Source organism: Kitasatospora sp. NPDC033851 (genome assembly GCF_055576085.1).
The window spans coordinates 1-18,789 of record NZ_JBVIRL010000018.1; the positions used below are offsets into that span (position 1 = coordinate 1).

Annotated in this window: 14 protein-coding genes; 6 read left to right on the forward strand and 8 right to left on the reverse strand. The window is 73.3% G+C overall.

What is annotated here, in order from left to right; genetic code table 11:
* The 3 genes from ACZ51D_RS29025 to ACZ51D_RS29035 all read right to left on the reverse strand — a co-directional run.
* Window positions 1-5,216: amino acid adenylation domain-containing protein (locus ACZ51D_RS29025; RefSeq protein ID WP_465663890.1), on the reverse strand; the 5,216-nt coding region annotated here is incomplete at its 3' end.
* 174 nt (window positions 5,217-5,390) lie between these two features.
* Window positions 5,391-6,755 carry a pyridoxal-phosphate dependent enzyme gene (locus ACZ51D_RS29030; protein ID WP_465624741.1) on the reverse strand — a complete coding sequence of 455 codons (1,365 nt, stop codon included), beginning with the start codon at window positions 6,753-6,755 and terminating at the stop codon, window positions 5,391-5,393.
* 69 nt (window positions 6,756-6,824) lie between these two features.
* On the reverse strand, window positions 6,825-7,034 hold the full coding sequence (locus ACZ51D_RS29035; RefSeq protein ID WP_360268339.1) for an MbtH family protein: 210 nt from the start codon (window positions 7,032-7,034) through the stop codon (window positions 6,825-6,827).
* A gap of 400 nt (window positions 7,035-7,434) precedes the next feature.
* Between ACZ51D_RS29035 and ACZ51D_RS29040 the strand changes: the two genes are divergently transcribed.
* The 3 genes from ACZ51D_RS29040 to ACZ51D_RS29050 all read left to right on the forward strand — a co-directional run bounded on the left by ACZ51D_RS29040 (window position 7,435) and on the right by ACZ51D_RS29050 (window position 10,122).
* Window positions 7,435-8,439, forward strand: coding sequence for a phosphatase PAP2 family protein (locus ACZ51D_RS29040; protein ID WP_465663891.1), 1,005 nt, complete (start codon window positions 7,435-7,437; stop codon window positions 8,437-8,439).
* 351 nt (window positions 8,440-8,790) lie between these two features.
* The gene (locus ACZ51D_RS29045; protein WP_465663892.1) at window positions 8,791-9,690 is read left to right on the forward strand and encodes a DMT family transporter; all 900 of its coding nucleotides are present in this window, start codon (window positions 8,791-8,793) and stop codon (window positions 9,688-9,690) included.
* Between the two features lie 108 nt (window positions 9,691-9,798).
* Window positions 9,799-10,122 carry a hypothetical protein gene (locus ACZ51D_RS29050; RefSeq protein ID WP_465663893.1) on the forward strand — a complete coding sequence of 108 codons (324 nt, stop codon included), beginning with the start codon at window positions 9,799-9,801 and terminating at the stop codon, window positions 10,120-10,122.
* Window positions 10,123-10,131: 9 nt separating this feature from the next.
* Here ACZ51D_RS29050 and ACZ51D_RS29055 read toward each other — a convergent pair whose 3' ends face one another.
* Together ACZ51D_RS29055 and ACZ51D_RS29060 are read right to left on the reverse strand one after the other, a co-directional pair.
* A complete protein-coding gene (locus tag ACZ51D_RS29055; RefSeq protein ID WP_465624749.1) occupies window positions 10,132-10,458 on the reverse strand; it encodes a hypothetical protein in 327 nt (108 codons plus the stop codon).
* A complete protein-coding gene (locus tag ACZ51D_RS29060) occupies window positions 10,455-10,760 on the reverse strand; it encodes an SAV_915 family protein (RefSeq protein ID WP_465624751.1) in 306 nt (101 codons plus the stop codon). The genes ACZ51D_RS29055 and ACZ51D_RS29060 overlap by 4 nt, the downstream gene beginning before the upstream one ends.
* Before the next feature lie 345 nt (window positions 10,761-11,105).
* On the opposite strand from ACZ51D_RS29060, the gene ACZ51D_RS29065 reads away from it, so the two are divergent.
* Complete coding sequence (locus ACZ51D_RS29065) at window positions 11,106-13,325, forward strand: NADP-dependent isocitrate dehydrogenase (protein WP_465663894.1); 2,220 nt, start codon at window positions 11,106-11,108, stop codon at window positions 13,323-13,325.
* Between the two features lie 163 nt (window positions 13,326-13,488).
* Here ACZ51D_RS29065 and ACZ51D_RS29070 read toward each other — a convergent pair whose 3' ends face one another.
* Together ACZ51D_RS29070 and ACZ51D_RS29075 are read right to left on the reverse strand one after the other, a co-directional pair.
* Window positions 13,489-14,079 carry a YdcF family protein gene (locus ACZ51D_RS29070; RefSeq protein ID WP_465663895.1) on the reverse strand — a complete coding sequence of 197 codons (591 nt, stop codon included), beginning with the start codon at window positions 14,077-14,079 and terminating at the stop codon, window positions 13,489-13,491.
* A gap of 136 nt (window positions 14,080-14,215) precedes the next feature.
* Window positions 14,216-15,265: a cytochrome c oxidase assembly protein gene (locus tag ACZ51D_RS29075; RefSeq protein ID WP_465663996.1), complete on the reverse strand. Its 1,050-nt coding sequence runs from the start codon at window positions 15,263-15,265 to the stop codon at window positions 14,216-14,218.
* A gap of 203 nt (window positions 15,266-15,468) precedes the next feature.
* Between ACZ51D_RS29075 and ACZ51D_RS29080 the strand changes: the two genes are divergently transcribed.
* Both ACZ51D_RS29080 and ACZ51D_RS29085 read left to right on the forward strand, forming a co-directional pair.
* A complete protein-coding gene (locus ACZ51D_RS29080) occupies window positions 15,469-16,479 on the forward strand; it encodes an NAD-dependent epimerase/dehydratase family protein (protein WP_465624755.1) in 1,011 nt (336 codons plus the stop codon).
* Between the two features lie 283 nt (window positions 16,480-16,762).
* Window positions 16,763-17,353 (forward strand): potassium channel family protein, encoded by a 591-nt coding sequence (locus tag ACZ51D_RS29085; RefSeq protein ID WP_360502264.1) that lies wholly within the window; start codon window positions 16,763-16,765, stop codon window positions 17,351-17,353.
* 60 nt (window positions 17,354-17,413) lie between these two features.
* Here ACZ51D_RS29085 and ACZ51D_RS29090 read toward each other — a convergent pair whose 3' ends face one another.
* A complete protein-coding gene (locus tag ACZ51D_RS29090; protein WP_465624758.1) occupies window positions 17,414-18,754 on the reverse strand; it encodes a chloride channel protein in 1,341 nt (446 codons plus the stop codon).
* Window positions 18,755-18,789 lie beyond the last annotated feature (35 nt).

The following is an 18,789-nucleotide window of genomic DNA, read 5'->3' on the forward strand; positions in this document are numbered from 1 at the left end:
GTCCACACGTCGTGGGGGCCGAAGCCGAAGTGGTGGTCGGTGTTGGCGAAGAGGGTGAGGACGTTGTGGTGGGGGATGAGGGTGCCCTTGGGGCGGCCGGTGGAGCCGGAGGTGTAGATGACGTAGGCGGGGTGGGCGGGCAGCACGGCCGTGGCGGGGTTGGTGCGGGGCCGGGCGGAGACGTCCGTCTGGTCGAGGAGGAGGGTGGGAATGTCGGTGTCGGTGCTGCCGGTGGTGAGTAGAAGCGTCGGTTGGGCGTCGTCGAGCATGTAGGCGACGCGGTCGGCGGGGTAGTCGGGGTCGATCGGCAGGTAGGCGCCGCCGGCCTTCAGCACGGCGAGCAGGGCGACGACCAGTTCGGCCGAGCGGTCGAGGCGGACGGCGACCAGGGTTTCGGGGCGGACGCCGTGCTCGGTGAGGAGGTGGGCGAGGCGGTTGGCGCGCTCGTTCAACTGGCGGTAGGTGATCTGCTGGTCGCCGTCGGTGAGGGCGATGGCGTCGGGGGTGCGGGCGGTCTGGGCCTCGAAGTGCTCGCTGAGCGTGCCCTGCGCGGCGGGGGCGAGGGCTGGGCGGGTGGCCCAGGTGTCCAGCAGCAGGTGCCGCTCCTCGGCGTCGAGCAGCTGCACGGCGTGGACGGGCTGTGACGGATCGGTGGCGAGGGCCTCCAGGACCCGCAGCCAGCGTCGTCCCAGGACCTCCACCGACGCCCGGTCGAACAACTCCGCCGCGAACGTGATTCGGACCGCCAGCCCGTCCGGTGCGTCCGTGGCCGTGTAACGCTCGCGGACCTCGAAGGCGAGGTCGAAGTTCGCCTTCGGCTCCCCGGCAGTCGACAACTCGACGTCCACGCCCGGGAGTTCGAGGCGCGCTTCAACGGTGTTCTGAACTGCGAGGATGACCTGGAAGAGCGGGTGCCGGGCCATCGAGCGCACGGGTGCCAGCTCTTCGACGAGGCGCTCGAACGGCACGTCCTGGTGGGCGAAGGCACCGAGACCGGTCTCGCGGACCCGGCCCAGCAGCTCGGCGAACGTCGGGGCGCCGCTCAGGTCGGTGCGCAGGACCAGGGTGTTGACGAAGAAGCCGACCAGCTCGTCCAGTGCCTCGTCGGTACGGCCGGCGATCGGCGTGCCGATCGGGATGTCCTCGCCGGCGCCGAGCCGGGAGAGCAGCACCGCCAGCGCCGTCTGCAGCACCATGAAGGACGTGACGCCCTCCGTCCGGGCCAGCTTCAGCAGCCCCGCCTGCAGTTCGGCGGGGACGGTCAGCTCGACCGTCTCCCCCCGGTTCGAGGCGACGGCCGGGCGCGGCCGGTCGAACGGCAGCGCCAGCTCCTCCGGCAGGTCGGCCAGCGTCTCCCGCCAGTACCCCAACTGCCGTGCCAGCAGGCCTTCGGTGTCCTCCTCCGACCCCAGCAGTTCCCGCTGCCAGAGCGTGTAGTCCGCGTACTGCACCGGCAGCGGCGCCCATCCGGGCGCCTGGCCGCCCACCCGCGCCGCGTACGCGGCCGACAGATCCCGCCCCAGCGGACCGAATGACCAGCCGTCACCCGCGATGTGATGGAGCGTCAGCACCAGGACGTGCCGCTCGGGCGCCAGCGCGAAGAGTGCGGCCCGCAGCGGCGGTTCCGTCGCCAGGTCGAAGGGCTGCTCGGCCGAGCGGTGGACCGCGGCGGCCAACTCCTCCTCGTCGCCGACCTGTTCGACGGTCAGCGCGAACGTGACCTCCTCGATCGGCAGTACCCGCTGCACGGGTTCGCCGTCGACCGCGGCGTAGACGGTCCGGAGCACCTCGTGCCGCTCGATCACGTCACGCAGTGCCGCCGCCAGGGACTCCTGCTCCAGCGGGCCGGAAAGCCGCAGGGCCGCAGGGATGTTGTAGTCGGCGGTCGATCCCGCCAGCTGTCCGAGGAACCAGAGCCGTTGCTGGGCGTAGGACAGCGGCACCCGCTCGGGCCGATCGCCGGTGGCCACCACGGGCGGTCGCAGCACCGTGCCGGTGTCCAGCTGCCGCGCCAGCGCGGCGGGGGTCGGCGCCTCGAAGAGGGTGCGGAGCGGGAGTTCGGCCCCCAGGGCGGACCGCACCCGGCTGCCGAGGCGGGTGGCGAGCAGCGAGTGGCCGCCGAGGTCGAAGAAGCTGTCCTCGACCCCGACCGAGGGCAGGCCCAGGACCTCGGCGAAGAGCGCGCAGAGGATCTCCTCCGGCAGGTTCTCCGCCGCGCGCCCGGCGCCGCCGCCCGCGGCCGCGTAGTCCGGGGCGGGCAGGGCCTTGCGGTCGAGCTTGCCGTTGGCCGTCAGCGGGAGTGCCTCCAGCAGCACCACGGCCGACGGCACCATGTACTCCGGCAGCCGCTCGGCGGCCGTCGCCCGGGCCAGGGCGGGCAGCGCGACCGCGTCCGCGCCGTGCTCCGCCACCAGGTAGCCGACCAGCCGGTGGTCGCCGGGGGCCTCCTCGCGCACGACCACGGCGGCCTGCGCGACACCGGGGCAGGACGCCACGGCGGCCTGCACCTCGCCGAGTTCGATCCGGAAGCCGCGGATCTTCACCTGGTCGTCGGCACGGCCGAGGAACTCCAGCTCCCCGTCGGCGCTCCAGCGGACCACGTCGCCGGTGCGGTACATCCGCTCGCCGGGGGCGCCGTACGGGCAGGCGACGAAGCGTTCGGCGGTCAGGCCGGGGCGGCCGAGGTAGCCGCGCGCCAGGCCGGTGCCCGCGAGGTACAGCTCGCCGGTCACACCGGCCGGAACCGGGCGCAGGGCCTCGTCGAGCACGTAGGCCCGGGTGTTGTCGATGGGCTGCCCGATCGGCAGTACCTCGCCGTGCTTGCCGCCGACCTCGTGGGCGGTGGACCAGATGGTGGTCTCGGTGGGGCCGTAGAGGTTGGTCACGCCCGCGGTGCGGGCCGCCAGGGTCCGGGCCAGTCCGCTGTCCAGCGCCTCACCGCCGACCAGCGCCCGAACACCGGCCAGCTCGCCGCCGACCAGCGCCCGAACACCGGCCGGCTCGCCGCCGGCCGGCTCGACAGCCTCGACGCCCGCGGCCTCGGCGGTCAGCGCGTGCCAGAGGCTCGGCGTGGCCTGCATCGCCGTCACCCCGGCGGCCGTCACCAGCTCCCGCAGCGCGCGCGGGTCCCGTACGGTCGCGCGCGGGGCCAGCACCACCCGGGCGCCGTGGACCAGGGGCAGGTAGAGCTCGAGCGCGGCGATGTCGAAGGCGACCGTGGTCACCGCGAGCAGCCGGTCCGCGGGGTCGAGGGCGAACCGGCGCTGCATCGCGGCCAGGAAGTTGACCAGTGCCCCGCCCGGCACCACCACGCCCTTGGGGCGTCCGGTGGAGCCGGAGGTGTAGATCACGTACGCCGGATGGGCCGGCAGCACGGCCACGGCCGGGTCGGCGTCGTCCGGGGCGGCAGCGACCGGGTCGGCGCCCGCAGCGTCCGGCTCGGTGTCGTCCCCGGTGGCCGGCTCGATCCGGTCCAGTGGCACGACGGGGATCCCGTCGGCTGGCACGGTCGCTGCGGTGTTCTCGGAGGCGAGCACGACGACCGGCCGGGCGTCCGCCAGGGTGTAGGCGATGCGGTCGGCGGGGTAGTCGGGGTCGACGGGCAGGTAGGCGCCGCCGGCCTTGAGCACGGCGAGCAGCGCGACGACCAGCTCGGGCGAGCGCTCCAGGCAGACCGCGACCAGCGACTCCGGGCCGACGCCGCGCCGGATCAGCAGGTGTGCCAGCCGGTTGGCCCGGGTGTTGAGCTCCCGGTACGAGAGCTCCCGCTCGCCGCAGACCAGCGCGACCGCTTCCGGGGTGCGGGCGGCCTGGGCCTCGAACAGTGCGGGCAGGGTGGCCGACGGCGGCTCGACGGCCGTGTCGTTCCACTCGGTCAGGACCTGCTGCCGCTCCGTCGCGTCGAGCAGTTCGACCTCGCGCAGCGGCAGGGTGCCGTCGGCGGCCGCCAGGGCGGCGAGGTAGTGCTGGAACCGGCGGCAGTGGGCGGCGATCTCCGCCGGCTGGTAGAGCGCCGGGTTGGCGTCGACGACGAGCCCGGCGCCGTCGCCGGTCTGCCGGTCGTAGATCAGGATGTTGAGGTCCTCGACCGGGCCGCTGCTGAGGTTGTGGGTGGTGCTCGGGTGGCCGCCGAAGTCCAGGTTGTAGTCGAAGGACTGGATGTTGACCGTGGGGCCGAACAGTTGCCCGCTGGAGGCGACCAGCCCGAGGTCGCGACGGATCTCCTCGTAGCGGTAGCGCTGGTGGCGCAGGGCTTCCCGGGCGGCGCGGCTGGTCTGCTTGATCAGCGCGGAGAGCGGTTCCCGCGGGTCGACGGTCAGGCGCAGGGGCACCACGTTGTTGACCACGCCCGGGGTGGTCCGGGCGACCTCCCCGGACCGCGCGCCGACCGGGAAGCCGAGGACCACGTCGCCGCTGCCGGTCACCCGGGCGGTGTAGGCGGCCGCGGCGGCGAGCACCAGGACGGTCCAGCTGACTCCGAGTCGGCGCGCCGAGGTGCGCAGCGTGGCCATGTACTCGGAGTCCAGTCGGCGCGCGTGGCGCAGGTGGGTGTGCGAGGTGGGGGCGAACCGGCCGGCGAAGTTGACGGCGGTCGGCCGGTCGGCGAGCCGGTCCTGCCAGTACTGGCGGTCCGCCGCGAACTGGGCGGAGGCGCGGTACTCGGCCTCGACCTCCACCAGTCGTGCGAACGGCGGGATCCCGCTCTCCTCGGGCAGGGTCCGGTCCTCCGCCCAGGTGCTGTAGACCTCCGCGACCCGGGCGGCGAAGAGCGGGCCGCTGTGGCCGTCGCCCATCGCGTGGTGGGCCCGCAGCGACCAGACGTAGTGGTCGGGCGCCAGCCGGATCAGGGCGAAGGCGCAGGCGGGGCCGGTCTCCAGGTCGTACGGCCGGAGGTACTCGGTGCGCATCCAGCTCAGCGCCGCCTCCCACGGGTCGGCCTCACTGCTGACGTCGACCGGGACGAACCGCCAGGCCGGGTCGGGCTCGACGAACTGGCGCAGCTCCTGACCGCTCGTCACCAGTCGCAGACGCAGCGTCTGGCAGTCGAGGACGGCCCGGTGGAGGGCGCGCTCGAACAGCTGCGGGTCGACCGGCCCGTGGATCTCCACGTACTCGTGGACCTGGTAGGCAGGGCTGGCCGGGTCCAGCTGCTGCGCGAACCACATTCCGGCCTGGCCGGAAAGCAGGGGCAGGTACTCGGGCTGGGAAGGCGACATGTGCTGGAACTCCGGTTCGTCTGGGATCGCCCCGGGCCGTCGGCCCGAAGGTTCCAACGCTGCCCGGCCGGGCGGTCGGGCGGCGCACGTGTGTGACCGCCCTCGCGGCGCCGGGGCGGCGCCTGGGGCGGTGTGAGGCTTGGATGGGGGGTCAGCGCCCGGTCGGGCTCGCCGTCACCGGGCCAGCGAGTCGAGCAGCATGGCTGCCGTGACCGCCGGGTCGTCCTCGGCCCCGACGAGCGAGGCGTTCGGGAGCTGGGCGCTGCCTTCGCGTTCCGCGCGGGCGCGGCGGCGGCCGCCACCGGTGATGTTGAGCAGGATCCGCGCGTCACGCGGGATCCGCCGCTCGGCCACCGCGCGTCGCAGGCAGGCCACCGCCACGGCGGCGGCCGGCTCGATGTCGATGCCCTCGGTCTCCTCGAACAGCGCGGCCGCGGCGAGCGCGGCCGGGGTGTCGGCCAGCAGGACCTCGCCCGAGGTGTCGGCCAGCAGGTCTCGGACGCCGCCGCGGACCCCGAACGGCGGTGTCGCGTTGACGAGTTCGGGGGCGTGGACGTCGACGGTCGACGGCGCGACCGGACGCGAGAGCGGAGTCGGCGCCGAGACCGGCGTGGGAGCCGGATTCGCAGCAACGGGAGGAACCGGAGTGGGAGACGGCAGCGACTCGGCCGCGCCGGCGCGCTCCTGGAGCCAGAGCCGGTGCAGCGGGGCGAAGCCGGTGTTCTGGCAGAGCAGGGTGCGCGGCGGGGTGCCGCCCGTGGTGGCGGCGATCCGCCGGGCCGCCTCGTGCGCGGCGATCGCGCCGGTGCCGCTGCCGACGGCCTGGACGTAGTAGTCGGGCAGTCGGCCCAGTCGCTCGTACGCGGCCAGCATGACCACGCCGAGGCCGTCGCGCCGGGCGACGTTGCGGACTCCGCCCTCGGGGAAGAAGGGTGCGCCGGTGGCCAGGATGCCCTGGCTGTAGGTGATGGCGTCGTTGTAGCCGCCGCCCTTGACGGCGACGATCCGCACCTGCGGGCCGGTTCCGGCGAGCGCCAGGCCGGGCAGGGCGCGCTCGGGGACCACCAGCACACAGGGGAAGTCGAACTGTTCGGTGGCCCGGACGAACGCGGCCGCGGTGTTCCCGGCGGACGCCACGACCATGATGCCCGCGTCCTGCGGGACCCGGCCAAGGACGGAGAAGGCCTCCAGTTCCTTGAAGGTTCCGGAGTCCATGCGGCAGTCGCGTTCCGGCCAGTAGCCGCTGAAGGCCATCCAGAGGTCGCTGAGTCCCAGGGCGGCGCCGAGACCGCGACATCGGTGCACCGCCGGCAGGCTCGCCCCGGGCACCTCACGGATCACCGGGAGCCAGTCGCGGTAGCGGAAGAGGCCGGAGGCCGCCGGGGCGGCCGCGACCGCGTCGGCCAGTGAGCCGGCGGTGTACTCGGTCCGCAGCAGTGAATTGTCACGGCACCCGGGGCAGGCCGAGATCAGCCCGTCGTCCCCGAGTCGTAAACCGCATCGAGTGCAGACAACCGTGTAGTGCCCGCCGTGCTCCATGGCTTTCTCCCCGTTGCTACCGGCCGTGGCCGGTACTGCAAGCTGAATTTCGTCGGGCCGGGCTGGAAACTACTGCTCCATGGCCGAGATGAGGCTCTTCGGACGCATATCGGTCCAGGAGTTCTCGATGTAGTCCAGGCACTCCTGGCGTCCGGCCTCGCCGAACACCTGCTGCCACCCGGCCGGAATTTCCGTGAAGACCGGCCAGAGCGAATGCTGGCCCTCGTCGTTCACCAGAACCAGGTAGTTGGCCTCGGGGTCCTCGAAGGGGTTCGTCACCGCGTCACCTTTTCTCGCATAACCGGCAAGCCGGATGGACAATGCGGACATGGCGGAGGTGGATCCCTGATCCGGACGGACCTGCCCCCGCCCGGCCCGTACTCCAGTCTTACTCATCCGGGCCCGAAAGGGGAAGTGCGGATTGCTGTCGGGAGGCGTGAACGGAGCGTGGAGACCCTTCCCGTCGTCAAGTCGTGCGCGAGCCGGTCGCGATGGCCGTGACCTGGTGTGAAATGCTGTGCAATACGGCGGAAATGAGGTCCGCGGGCGGAGCGGACGGGGGATCGGTGCGACCGGCTCGGCGGTGAAGTCCCGTACCACTGCGGGCGTACGGCCGGTGACGAAAACCTGCCGAGTGGATGATCGGACGGTCACGGATCGTCTGGCAGACTTCTTCCCCATGAGGTTACCGACCGACAGCCACGCATCCGGTGCCGAGCACAACTCGCCTTACCCCAGCGGTAGTTCACCACAATTCAAGGGGCAGTCGCCCGGCGGGGCGGCGAACGGGACGGACGGGACGGGCGGGACGGGCGGGACGGGCGGCCTCGCCGCCGGCGGTGCCGCGCCGGACGGTCCGCGCACGCTGCGCGGCCGGATCGCCGCCCGCCGGCTCCGTCCGGTCCGGCCGCGCCTCTGGTTCGAGTTGGCGCTCATCGGGATCAGCTACTGGGTCTACAACCTCGTGCGCAACGCGGTGCCGCAGCACGCCGAGACCGCCAAGGCGCACGCGAACCTGGTGTGGGACCTGGAGCGGAGCCTCGGCCTGGCCTTCGAGCGTTCGGTCAACCACGGCATCGACTCGGTGACCTGGGCGATCGTCGGGATGAACTACTACTACGCCACACTGCACTTCATCATCACCATCGCCGTCCTGGTCTGGCTCTACCGCAGCCACCCCGGCCGGTACCCGGCGGTCCGCACCGCGCTGGCCGGAGGCACCGGAATCGCCCTCGTCGGCTACTACGTCTTCCCGATGGCCCCGCCGCGGATGCTGCCCGACTTCATCGACACGGTGACCGCGCACCACACCTGGGGCTCGCTGGCCTCGGGCGCGGGAGCGAGCATCTCCAACCAGTACGCCGCAATGCCGTCGATGCACTTCGGCTGGGCGCTCTGGTGCGGGCTGACGGTGTTCTACCTGGCCAGGCGGGCCTGGCTGCGGGCGTTGGGACTGCTGTACCCGCTGTTCACGCTGACTGTGATCATCGCCACCGCGAACCACCTCTGGTTGGACGCGGTCGGCGGTGGGGTCTGCCTGGGCGTGGGCTTCGTCGCCGCCCGGTTCGTCTTCCACCGCTGGGCCTACCAGTTCCCGCGGATCCCGGACTCCTGGCAGCCCGCCGCCGGCCCGCGCGCGAGCGAGCGGCGGCCCGTGCCGGGCGAGGCCGGCTCTCACCGGTAGCCCAACTCCCTGACCACAGCCGGCCGGTGGGCCTGGATCGGCGGCCCGCCGGCCCGCCGGCCCGCCAGCCGACCAGCCGGCCAGCCGACCGGCCCGATGGCAGGGTCCGCCGATCCCGTCCGGCCGTTCACGGCCGACGGTACGTCGCGCGGCCGGACCGGCGGAAGATCACGGGCACCAACGGCGTACGCTGGCCCCATGCGTCACGTGATCCTCCCCCCGCCGGCCCGCTAGCGGGCGGCCCACTCCACCCACCCCGGCTCGGCGGGATTCCGCCCGCAGTCGGGGCGATGACTGCCGCCCGCGCACCCAGCGGACCTGAACCGGCCATTCATCGTGGAGTACCGACGCATGACCTCGTACACCGCCGTGCCCTTCCGGCACGGCCTGTTGTCCATTTCCGCCGCCGCCGTCGCCTGGGGCGTGGGCGGGGCCGTGGCCGCGCTGCTGATGCGCACCAGCGGCCTCGGCCCGGTGGCCGTCTCCTGCTGGCGCTTCGGCGTCGCGGCGCTCTTCCTGGCCCTGCTGCCGACCGGCGAACGCCAAGCCGAGCGGGGAGCCGCCCGGCCCGGAGCCGCCCGGCGGGGTGCCGCCCGGCCTGGAGCCGCCGTGCTGACCGGGCTCGGCCTGGCGGTCAGCCAGTGCGCCTACTTCGGTTCCGTGCGCTACGCGGGCCTGGGGCTGGGCACCCTGATCACCATCGGCGCCGGCCCGGTGCTCACCAGCCTCGGCGCACACCTGCTGCTCGGCGAGCGCCTCACCCGCCGTGCGCTCGCCGCCGTCGTCCTGGCCCTCGCCGGGCTCGCCCTGCTGGTCGCCGCCCCGGCCGCCGGGCCGCGCCCGGCGCTGGGCGTCGCGCTGGCCGTCCTGGCGGGCGCCGGGCAGAGCGGCCTCACCCTCTGGGCGCGTGGCGGCGGCTCGGCCCGGGCCAGTACCGGTGCCTTCACCACCGGGTTGCTCTGCCTGCTCCCGCTCGCGGCCACCCGGAGCTTCCTGCCGACGGCCGGGGACCCGGCGGTGACCGGGATCGCGCTGCTCTTCCTCGGCACGGTGCCCACGCTGCTCGCCTACCGCTGGTACTTCACCGGGCTGACCGCCGTCCCCGGGACGACGGCGGCGGTGCTGGTGCTGCTGGAGCCGGCGACGGCGGCGGTGATCGGCGTGCTGTTCCTGGGCGAGCCGGTCACGGCGGGACTGCTGCTGGGCTCGGCGCTGCTGCTCGCGGCGATCGGGGCGCTGGCCCGCGGGTAGCCCGGCGGGGTGGCCGTACCCGGCGGCCACCCCGGCGGCCACGCGGCCGGCCACCCGGGCGGGCTCCTGTGGTCGCCGGGGGCGTGTGGCCGTGCTGTGGTGGTCCGCATGAACCGCTCACGCCTGGCCCGGGTGGCCGTCACGACCGCGTCCGCCGTCCTGCCCACCACCGTCCTGCCCACCACCGTCCTGCCCACCACCGTCCTGCTCACCACCGCCCTGCTCACCAGCGCCGCCGGTGCCACGGTCGCCGCCGCCGCTGTTCCGGCGTCGGCGACCGGGCTCCGGGACGTCACCGCCGAGCAGTGCCGGGGTGCGGGCGGGCACGTCGAGGGCAGCGGCTACTGCGTCGACGCGCTCGGCGACGACGCCTGGGGCCAGCCCGTCGACGGCCAGGCGATCAACCCGGACCCGCGCCCCGGCGAGGAGTGAGCACGCTGCTCACGGCACCGGCCGCAGGGTCACCGGCGTCGGGGTGAGGGCGCGCAGGACCAGGTCGATGCGGACCCTGGCAGCGCCCGCGCGGTGCAGGGCGGCGGCGATCGTCCGTAACTCCTCCGGGCCGGTGCAGGCGAGCCGGAGCTCCAGGTCGGCTTCGCCGGCGAGGGCGAGGCCGCTCTGGACGGCCGGGAACTCGGCCGCGAGCCGGTCGAAGTCCAGCGGGACCGGGCCGTGGCTGACCCGGGCGATCGCGTGCAGGGACCGGGCCGGCCGCAGGTGGCTGTCGGGGGCCAGGCCGCCCGGGACGAGCTGGAGCGGGGCCGTCACCGGTGCTGGAGCTGAGCGGTCGGGGCCGGGGCGGGCGGTGCGGCGGGGGTGGAGACGGGCGGGGCGACCAGCCTCGGGTCCAGGACCAGGGTGGTCACCCCGAGCGGGGCGGTGAGGTCGCGCAGGGCGGGTTCGCCGAGTTCGGTGTGGGCCTGGTCCGGTCCGAGGAGGGCGGCGAGGGCTTCGGGGCTGGAGAATCCGACCGCGCAGCGGCGGCCGTCGCGCAGGCGGAAGAGGCGGAGTGCGGTGGTGCTGCCGGTGCCGGAGGTGGTGACCGGTACGTGCCAGACGACGCGGGCCATGCGGATGCTCCCGGGTGGGGTGGTGGTTCCTGCCGGAACTGCTTCCTCGACGCTAGGGCGGTTCGCCCCGGGCGTCGCCGGTCCTGACGCAGCGTTGACCGAATGGGGTGGTGCGTTGACGCACTCCTGACGTTCGGCTCACCCGGATGGACGACACCGCCGGCCGAGGGTGCTCCGTTTGCCGTGCGTCCCGGCTCGGACGACCGTGGATTCTGCCCCTGGTCACGGCCGCGGGAGCGCCCTCGGGGAGACCGGCGTGCGCTCCGGGGCGGGGGGCGGTGGAGCGAGGGGCCCGTGACGAGATATCTTGACGTCAAGACGTTGGAGACGTGAAGCGGAGTACCGATGACTGACTCGACCATCATCTATACGCACACCGACGAGGCTCCGGCCCTGGCGACCTACTCGTTCCTGCCGGTGGTCCAGGCGTATGCCTCGACCGCGGGTGTACGGGTGGAGACCCGCGACATTTCCCTGGCCGGGCGGATCATCGCGAGCTTCCCGGAGCGTCTGACCGAGGCGCAGCGGATCGGCGACGCCCTGGCCGAGCTGGGTGAGCTGGCCAAGACCCCGAGCGCCAACATCATCAAGCTGCCGAACATCTCGGCCTCCGTGCCGCAGCTGAAGGCCGCCGTCGCCGAGCTGCAGGCCCAGGGCTACGCCCTGCCGGACTACCCGGACGACCCGCAGACCGACGAGGACAAGGACGTCCGCGCCCGTTACGACAAGATCAAGGGCAGCGCCGTCAACCCGGTCCTGCGCGAGGGCAACTCGGACCGCCGCGCGCCGCTGTCGGTCAAGAACTACGCCAAGACCCACCCGCACCGCATGGGTGCCTGGACGGGCGACTCCAAGACCAATGTCGCCACCATGGGCGAGAACGACTTCCGGTCCACCGAGAAGTCCGCCGTGGTCGCGGCCGACGGTGCCCTGCGCATCGAGCTGGTCGGCGAGGACGGCACCACCACCGTGCTGCGCGAGAAGGTGCCGGTGCTGGCCGGCGAGGTCGTCGACGCCTCCGTGATGCGCGCCGCCGCCCTCAACGAGTTCCTGGCCGCCCAGGTGGCCCGTGCCAAGGCCGAGGGCGTGCTGTTCTCGGTGCACCTCAAGGCCACCATGATGAAGGTCTCCGACCCGATCATCTTCGGCCACGTCGTGCGCGTCTTCTTCCCGAAGACCTTCGCCGCCCACGGCGCTGCGCTGGCCGCCGCCGGCCTGAACCCGAACAACGGCCTCGGCGGCATCCTGGCAGGCCTGGACGCGCTGCCGAACGGCGCGGAGATCAAGGCCTCCTTCGAGACCGAGCTGGCCGAGGGCCCGGCCCTGGCCATGGTCGACTCCGACAAGGGCATCACCAACCTGCACGTGCCGAGCGACGTCATCGTCGACGCCTCGATGCCGGCCATGATCCGCACCTCCGGCCACATGTGGGGCCCGGACGGCCAGGAGGCCGACACCCTCGCCGTGCTGCCGGACAGCAGCTACTCCGGCGTGTACCAGGCCGTCATCGACGACTGCCGCGCCAACGGCGCCCTCGACCCGGCCACCATCGGCTCGGTGCCGAACGTCGGCCTGATGGCGCAGAAGGCCGAGGAGTACGGCTCGCACGACAAGACCTTCGAGATCGAGGCCGCCGGTACCGTCCGCCTGGTCGACGCCGACGGCAACGTGGTGCTGGAGCAGGCCGTCCAGCCGGGCGACATCTTCCGCGCCTGCCAGACCAAGGACCTGCCGATCCAGGACTGGGTCAAGCTGGCCGTCTCCCGCGCCCGCGCCACCGGCGACCCGGCGGTGTTCTGGCTGGACGAGACCCGCGCCCACGACGCGGTGCTGATCGAGAAGGTCAAGACCTACCTGCCGGAGCACGACACCACCGGCCTGCAGATCGAGATCAAGTCCCCGGTCGAGGCCACCAAGTTCTCGCTGGAGCGCATCCGCCGCGGCGAGAACACCATCTCGGTGACCGGCAACGTGCTGCGTGACTACCTGACGGACCTGTTCCCGATCCTGGAGCTGGGCACCAGCGCCAAGATGCTGTCGGTCGTCCCGCTGATGGCGGGCGGTGGCCTGTTCGAGACCGGCGCCGGCGGCTCCGCCCCGAAGCACGTCCAGCAGCTGGTCAAGGAGAACTACCTGCGCTGGGACAGCCTCGGCGAGTTCTTCGCGCTGGCCGCCAGCTTCGAGCACCTGGCCACCACCACCGGCAACGCCCGCGCCCAGGTGCTGGCCGACACCCTGGACCGCGCCACCGGCACCTTCCTCAACGAGGACAAGTCGCCGAGCCGCCGCCTCGGTGGCATCGACAACCGCGGCAGCCACTTCTACCTGGCCACCTACTGGGCTCAGGAGCTGGCCAAGCAGACCGCCGACGCCGAGCTCGCCCAGGCCTTCGAGGGCCTGGCCAAGACGCTGACCGAGCAGGAGCAGACCATCGTGGACGAGCTGATCGCCGTCCAGGGCTCGGCGGTCGACCTCGGCGGCTACTACCAGCCGGACCCGGCCAAGGCCGCGGCCGTGATGCGCCCGTCGAAGACCCTCAACGAGGCGCTCGCCAGCCTCGGCTGAACCCGGTCGGGCTCTGCACTGAGCCGAGCCGAGCTGAACCACCGGGAGGCCCCCGGGTCCGTGCGAGCGGACCCGGGGGCCTCCCCGCGTTCCCCCGGCCCCGCGTTCCCCCGGCCCCGCGTTCCCCCGGCCTCCGGCCCTCGCCCGGAGGCCGGTGTCCGGCTCAGATGCGGCCGAGCAGGGTCAGCGCGGTACCGACGGCCTCCCGCAGCAGCAGGTACGGGCCGTGCGCCAGCGGTCCGTCCGCGCCGAGCACCTCGGCGGTCGCGCCGGCCCGGCGGGCGGCGAGCGCGGAGCGGACGGCGTGGAAGCCGCTGGTGACCACCGTGCACCGGTAGCCGGGGCGCTCGGCGGCCATCAGGGCCGCGCTGAACCGGAGGTTCTCGGTGGTGTTCACGGCCCGCTCCTCGCGCCGGATCCGCTCGGCCGGGACGCCCCGGGCGATCAGGTAGCGGGCCATCGCGGCGGCCTCGGTGCACAGCTCGTGCGGGCCCTTGCCGCCGGTCACCAGGACCAGCGGGGCGTACCCGGCGGCCTCCTCGGCGGCGAATCGTTCCAGCGTGGCGTCCAGCCGGGCCGCCAGCGTGGGCCCGGGCTCACAGCCGTCCAGCGCCGCGCCCAGGACGACCAGGAAGTCGGAGCCGACCGGCACGGGCCGGCGGCGCCGGTGCAGCAGTGCGAAGCCGAGGAAACCGAGCAGCCAGAGCAGGACGTACCCGCAGAGCAGGACGGCGCCGATCAGCAGGACGTGCATATCCGTTCGAACGCGTACCGCGGAACCACCGTTCCGGCGCCCGGCCCGGGAACGGCGGAACCCCCGTTCCGGAGGTGGAACGGGGGTTCCCGGGAGCGGGGGTTCCGGAGCGTGGGTTCCGGAGCGGCGCGGGTGCTCAGCCCGCCTCGGCCGCCGGAGTTGCCGAAGCGGCCGGAGCCGCCGTAGTCGAGGGAGCCGTCGAGGCGCCCGGCGCCCCCGGGGCCGCGCCCGCCCCCGGTCGCCGGTCGCGCTTGTGCAGTGAGGCCAGGTAGGCGTTGTACGCCTCCAGCTCGGCGTCGCCGGACCGGTCCTCGGCGCGGTCGCGGCGGCGGGCCTGCCGATGCTCGGAGCCCATCCACTGGTAGACCAGGGCGATCAGCACGATCGCGGTCGGGATCTCGCCGAACGCCCAGGTGATGCCGCCCGCCAGCTTCTGGTCCTCCAGCAGCTTCGTCCCGGGCGGCGACCCCTCCGTGGTGAAGGTGGTGACCAGCGGGTGGCTGGCCATCATCACCGCCACGCCGAAGAAGGCGTGGAACGGCATCCCCATGAACAGCTCGATGATCCGCATCACGTGGCCGGGCCGGTGCGGGCCCGGGTCCACGCCCATGATCGGCCAGAAGAAGGCCAGACCGGCGAACAGGAAGTGCACCATCATGAAGATGTGCCCGAGGCGGTACTGCATCAGGAAGTCGAACAGCGGGGTGAAGTAGACCCCGTACAGGCTCGCGATGAACAGCGGGATGGTGAACGCCGGGTGCGAGATGATCCGGACGTACCGGCTGTGCAGCAGCGCCACCAGCAGCTCGCGCGGCCCGCGCGGGCGGCCCTTGCCGGCCGGGCGCAGCGCGCGCAACGCCAGGGTGATCGGGGCGCCCAGCAGCAGCAGGATCGGCGTCAGCATGGAGAGCACCATGTGCTGGATCATGTGCGCGCTGAACAGCACCATGCCGTAGTCGTTCAGCCCGCTGCAGGTGACCAGCAGCAGGGTGCCGACGCCGACCGCCCAGCCGACCATCCGGCTGATCGGCCAGCGGTCGCCGCGCCGGTACAGCCGGACCACGCCCGCCGCGTAGAGCCCCAGGGCGACCAGGCCGCCGAGCAGGAACACCCAGTCCGGGGACCAGGTCCAGACGTTGGAGAAGGTGAACGGTCCTAGCTGGGTCATCCCGCCGTGGTGGTGCATGCCTGACATTCCGTCGCCCATCGGCGGGTCCTGCTTTCCGTCCTCGTGGCCCCCGGTGCGGGTCCGGTTCGCCCCTTTTGCTTGGCCTACAGCCTAGGTGGGCCTTACCTCGGGCCGTGCCCCCACCCCCTCCGTACGGGGTGTCTGCCCACCGGACGGCCCGCTGGCTAGACTGACCGGCCGGTCGGCAGGGAGGCCCAGACATGGCGACGGAGCCACGTACGGCGACGGAAGCAGACACGGCGGCGACGGAACGGGGAGCCGCGGCGGGGACCACCGTCGCGCTGACCGGGGCGACCGGTTTCATCGGCTCCGGGGTCCTGGCGGCCCTCGCGGCGCGCGGCGTGCGGGTGCGCGCGCTGGCCCGCCGGGTGCCGGAGGCCCCCGCCCCCGGCACCACCTGGGTGCCGGGCGACCTCACCGACGGGGCGGCCCTGGCGGAGCTCTGCGAGGGCGCCGGAGTGCTGGTCCACCTGGCCTCCCGGGTCGACGGCTGCGCCGAGGAGTGCGAGGCGGCGAACGTCCGGGGCACGGCCGCGCTGATGGCGGCCGCCACCCGCGCCGGGGTGCGCCGGATCGTCCACCTCTCGACGGCCGCGGTGTACGGCGAGGGCCCGCACGCGGGCATCGCGGTGGACGAGGTGTCGCCCGCCCCGGTGTCCGAGGCCAGCCGTACCCGGCTGCTCGGCGAGCGCCACGCCCTGGACGCCGGCGCGTACGTGCTGCGCCCCGGGCTGGTGACCGGGGCGGGGGACCGCTGGGTGGTGCCGGCCCTGGCCGAGCTGGTCCGCCGGGTGCCGGTGCGCTGGGCGGGCGGCGCGGCCCGGCTCTCGGTGGTGGACCGCACCGACCTGGCCCGGCTGGTCACCGCGCTCGCCCTGGACGACCACGCCGTCCCGCCCGGTGTCCACCACGCCTCCCACCCCGACCCGGTCCGCTCCGGTGACCTGCTCGCGGCCCTGGCCGCCCTCGGCCTGCTGCCCGCCCTGGACGGCCCGGACGTGCCGGACGTCCCGTGGGACGAGTGCCGCCGACTGCTGGCCGCCGTGCCCGGTCGGGTCTCCGAGCGCCAGTTCGGCATGATCGTCCGCGACCACTGGTACCGCAGCGAGGACATCTGGCGCCTGGCCGCCTGCCCGCCCGGCCCCGGCCCGCTCGCCCGCCTCCCGCAGGCCGCCGCGTGGTACCGCGAGGCACTCGGCCAGGACGGCTAGGTCAGTCCCGTACGGCCGGGAGGAGGGTGTCCTCACTGCGCCGCCCGGCGGCGAAGTCGGCGACGTTGCGGGCGGTAGGCCTGGCGGCTGGTGACCAGGTTGTGCTGGGGATCGAGCAACGTCGTGGCCTACCGGTCGGAGGAATCGGCCGGGAACACACCAGCGGCAATCCCGGAAAGCCGTGCGGAGTCTGCATGCTGGCTTCTATGAGGATCGACCGACTGACATTCCGGTCCTGGGGCTCACGGGAACCGGCATGAGGCGACCGTCCGGGCCGGAGGATATGTCCAAGCGCAAGCGCCGCGTTCTCCTCCTGTGGGTACTCATGCGGTCGGTGCTGACCGCGGCCATCCTGGTGGCGGCGTACTTTCTGCTGCCGCTGGACGAGCCCTTCGGGGCGGCCACGGCGGTGGGTCTCATCGCCGGGCTGCTCATGGTGTCCGCGCTCGTCGCCTGGCAGACACGGTCGATCATCCGGTCCCCTTACCCTCGGCTCAAAGCCATCGAGGCGCTGGCCACGAGCGTCCCGCTGTTCATCCTCCTGTTCGCGACGACCTACTACCTCGCGGCGCGGAGCCAATCCGGGTCCTTCACGGACCCCCTGACGCGGATGGACTCCGTGTACTTCACCGTCACCGTGCTCTCCACCGTGGGCTTCGGCGACATCGTCCCCAAGAGCGAGGCGGCCAGAGCGCTGGTCGTCCTGCAGATGCTCGGGGACCTGGTCTTCGTCGGCATCGCCGCGCGCGTCATCCTGGGCGCCGTCAACGTGGGACTCAACCGGGGTAATCGGCCGGTCTTCCCCGACTTCGCCCCGCCTCCCGGCGGCGCGGACACCGACGACGGCACCGGCCGGCCACGGCCGTCGGGATGACGAGGGGTAAGCAGCCCGGGACCGCTTTGTGGGCGTCGTCGTCAACCGACCGCGGATGTGTCAGGGGGCGGGCGTCCCCGGGGGCCCGGGTTTGACGGTGGCACCGGTCGCCCGTCCCGCGAGTCTTTGGGTCCCTACGTAGGAGACCACCACCGCGACGATCACCAGTGGCATCACGGTGAGCCCCTGGGAGCCGAGCAGCAGGGTGGCCAGCAGGACGCAGGTCATCGGGAGTTTGAGCATGGCGACGCTCAGCGCGCCCACCCCGATGGCGAAGCCCGTGGTGGTGTCGAGGCCGGGAAGGTGGGACATGGCCAGGCCGCCCGCGCCGCCCACGAACAGGGACGGGAAGACCGGGCCGCCGCGGAAGGCGCTGAGCGACGCGATGTAGGCGAGCGACTTGAATACGACCAGCAGCAGCAGTGTGCCGACGGAGTAGCCGGCCTGGTCGGCCAGGAGGGGGCCGATGGTGCTCTCGCCCGAGAACAGCACTCCGGAGATCGGTTTGTCGGTGATGCTGGTGTAGAGCAGGGCGAGTACTCCGATGAGGACGCCGATCAGCGCGGTGATCGGCACCCTTCGCGGCTCGACGTGTGTTCTCAGGCGCAGGGCCAAGCGACGGATCACCTCGCCGAGGACCGGGGCGGCGAGGCCTGCGAGGACCGCCCAGCCGAACGCGGCGAGGGTGGGCCGGTCGGCGGGTGGTACGTGAGTCAGCGACAGGGAGTAGGTGCCCAGGCCGGTCCAGGAGTCCAGGCCGGTGAAGATCAGCGAGCCGATGCCGGCGGCGAGCAGGCCGGGCACCAGGACGACGCCGAGCATCGGCCCGGCCAGGCCGGAGGCCTCCATCAGCAGGAACGCGCCGAGGATGGGCGAGCCGAGGAGTTCGCTGATCGCCGCGAAGCTGCCCGCCGCGCCGATGACGGCGAGGGCGTTGGGAGGGGCGTCGCGTTTGAACAGTCGGATCGCGCCGACGGCCAGGCCGCCGCCGAGCGCGATCAGTGGGGCCTCCGGGCCGAGGACGACGCCGAGGCTGAGCGAGGCGATCGCGGCGAGGGCGACCCCGGGCACCGTGGCCACGGATGGGATGCCGCCGGTCTTGAGCCCGTCGGCCGGCTCGTGCCCGCCTCGCCCGGGAAGCTGCCGGATGGTGAGGGCGACCAGGACGCCGGAGACGGCGAGCACGGGCACGGCCCACCAGTTCGGCGTTCCGCTGAAGCCGAGGCCCTTGGGCAGGTCGTCGTAGACCAGGGACTGGAGTTCGGAGACGAGGGCGAGGAAGCCGTACGCAGCGGCCGAGATCGGCACGCCCAGCACGGCCGCCATCACCAGCAGCGCGACGTACTCGCGGCTGCGGACGACCGCGAAGGGGTCCTGCGGGGCAGCGGGCTCGGCGGGCATGGCGTACCGTCTCCTCGGCGTCCGGCCCGCCGGGA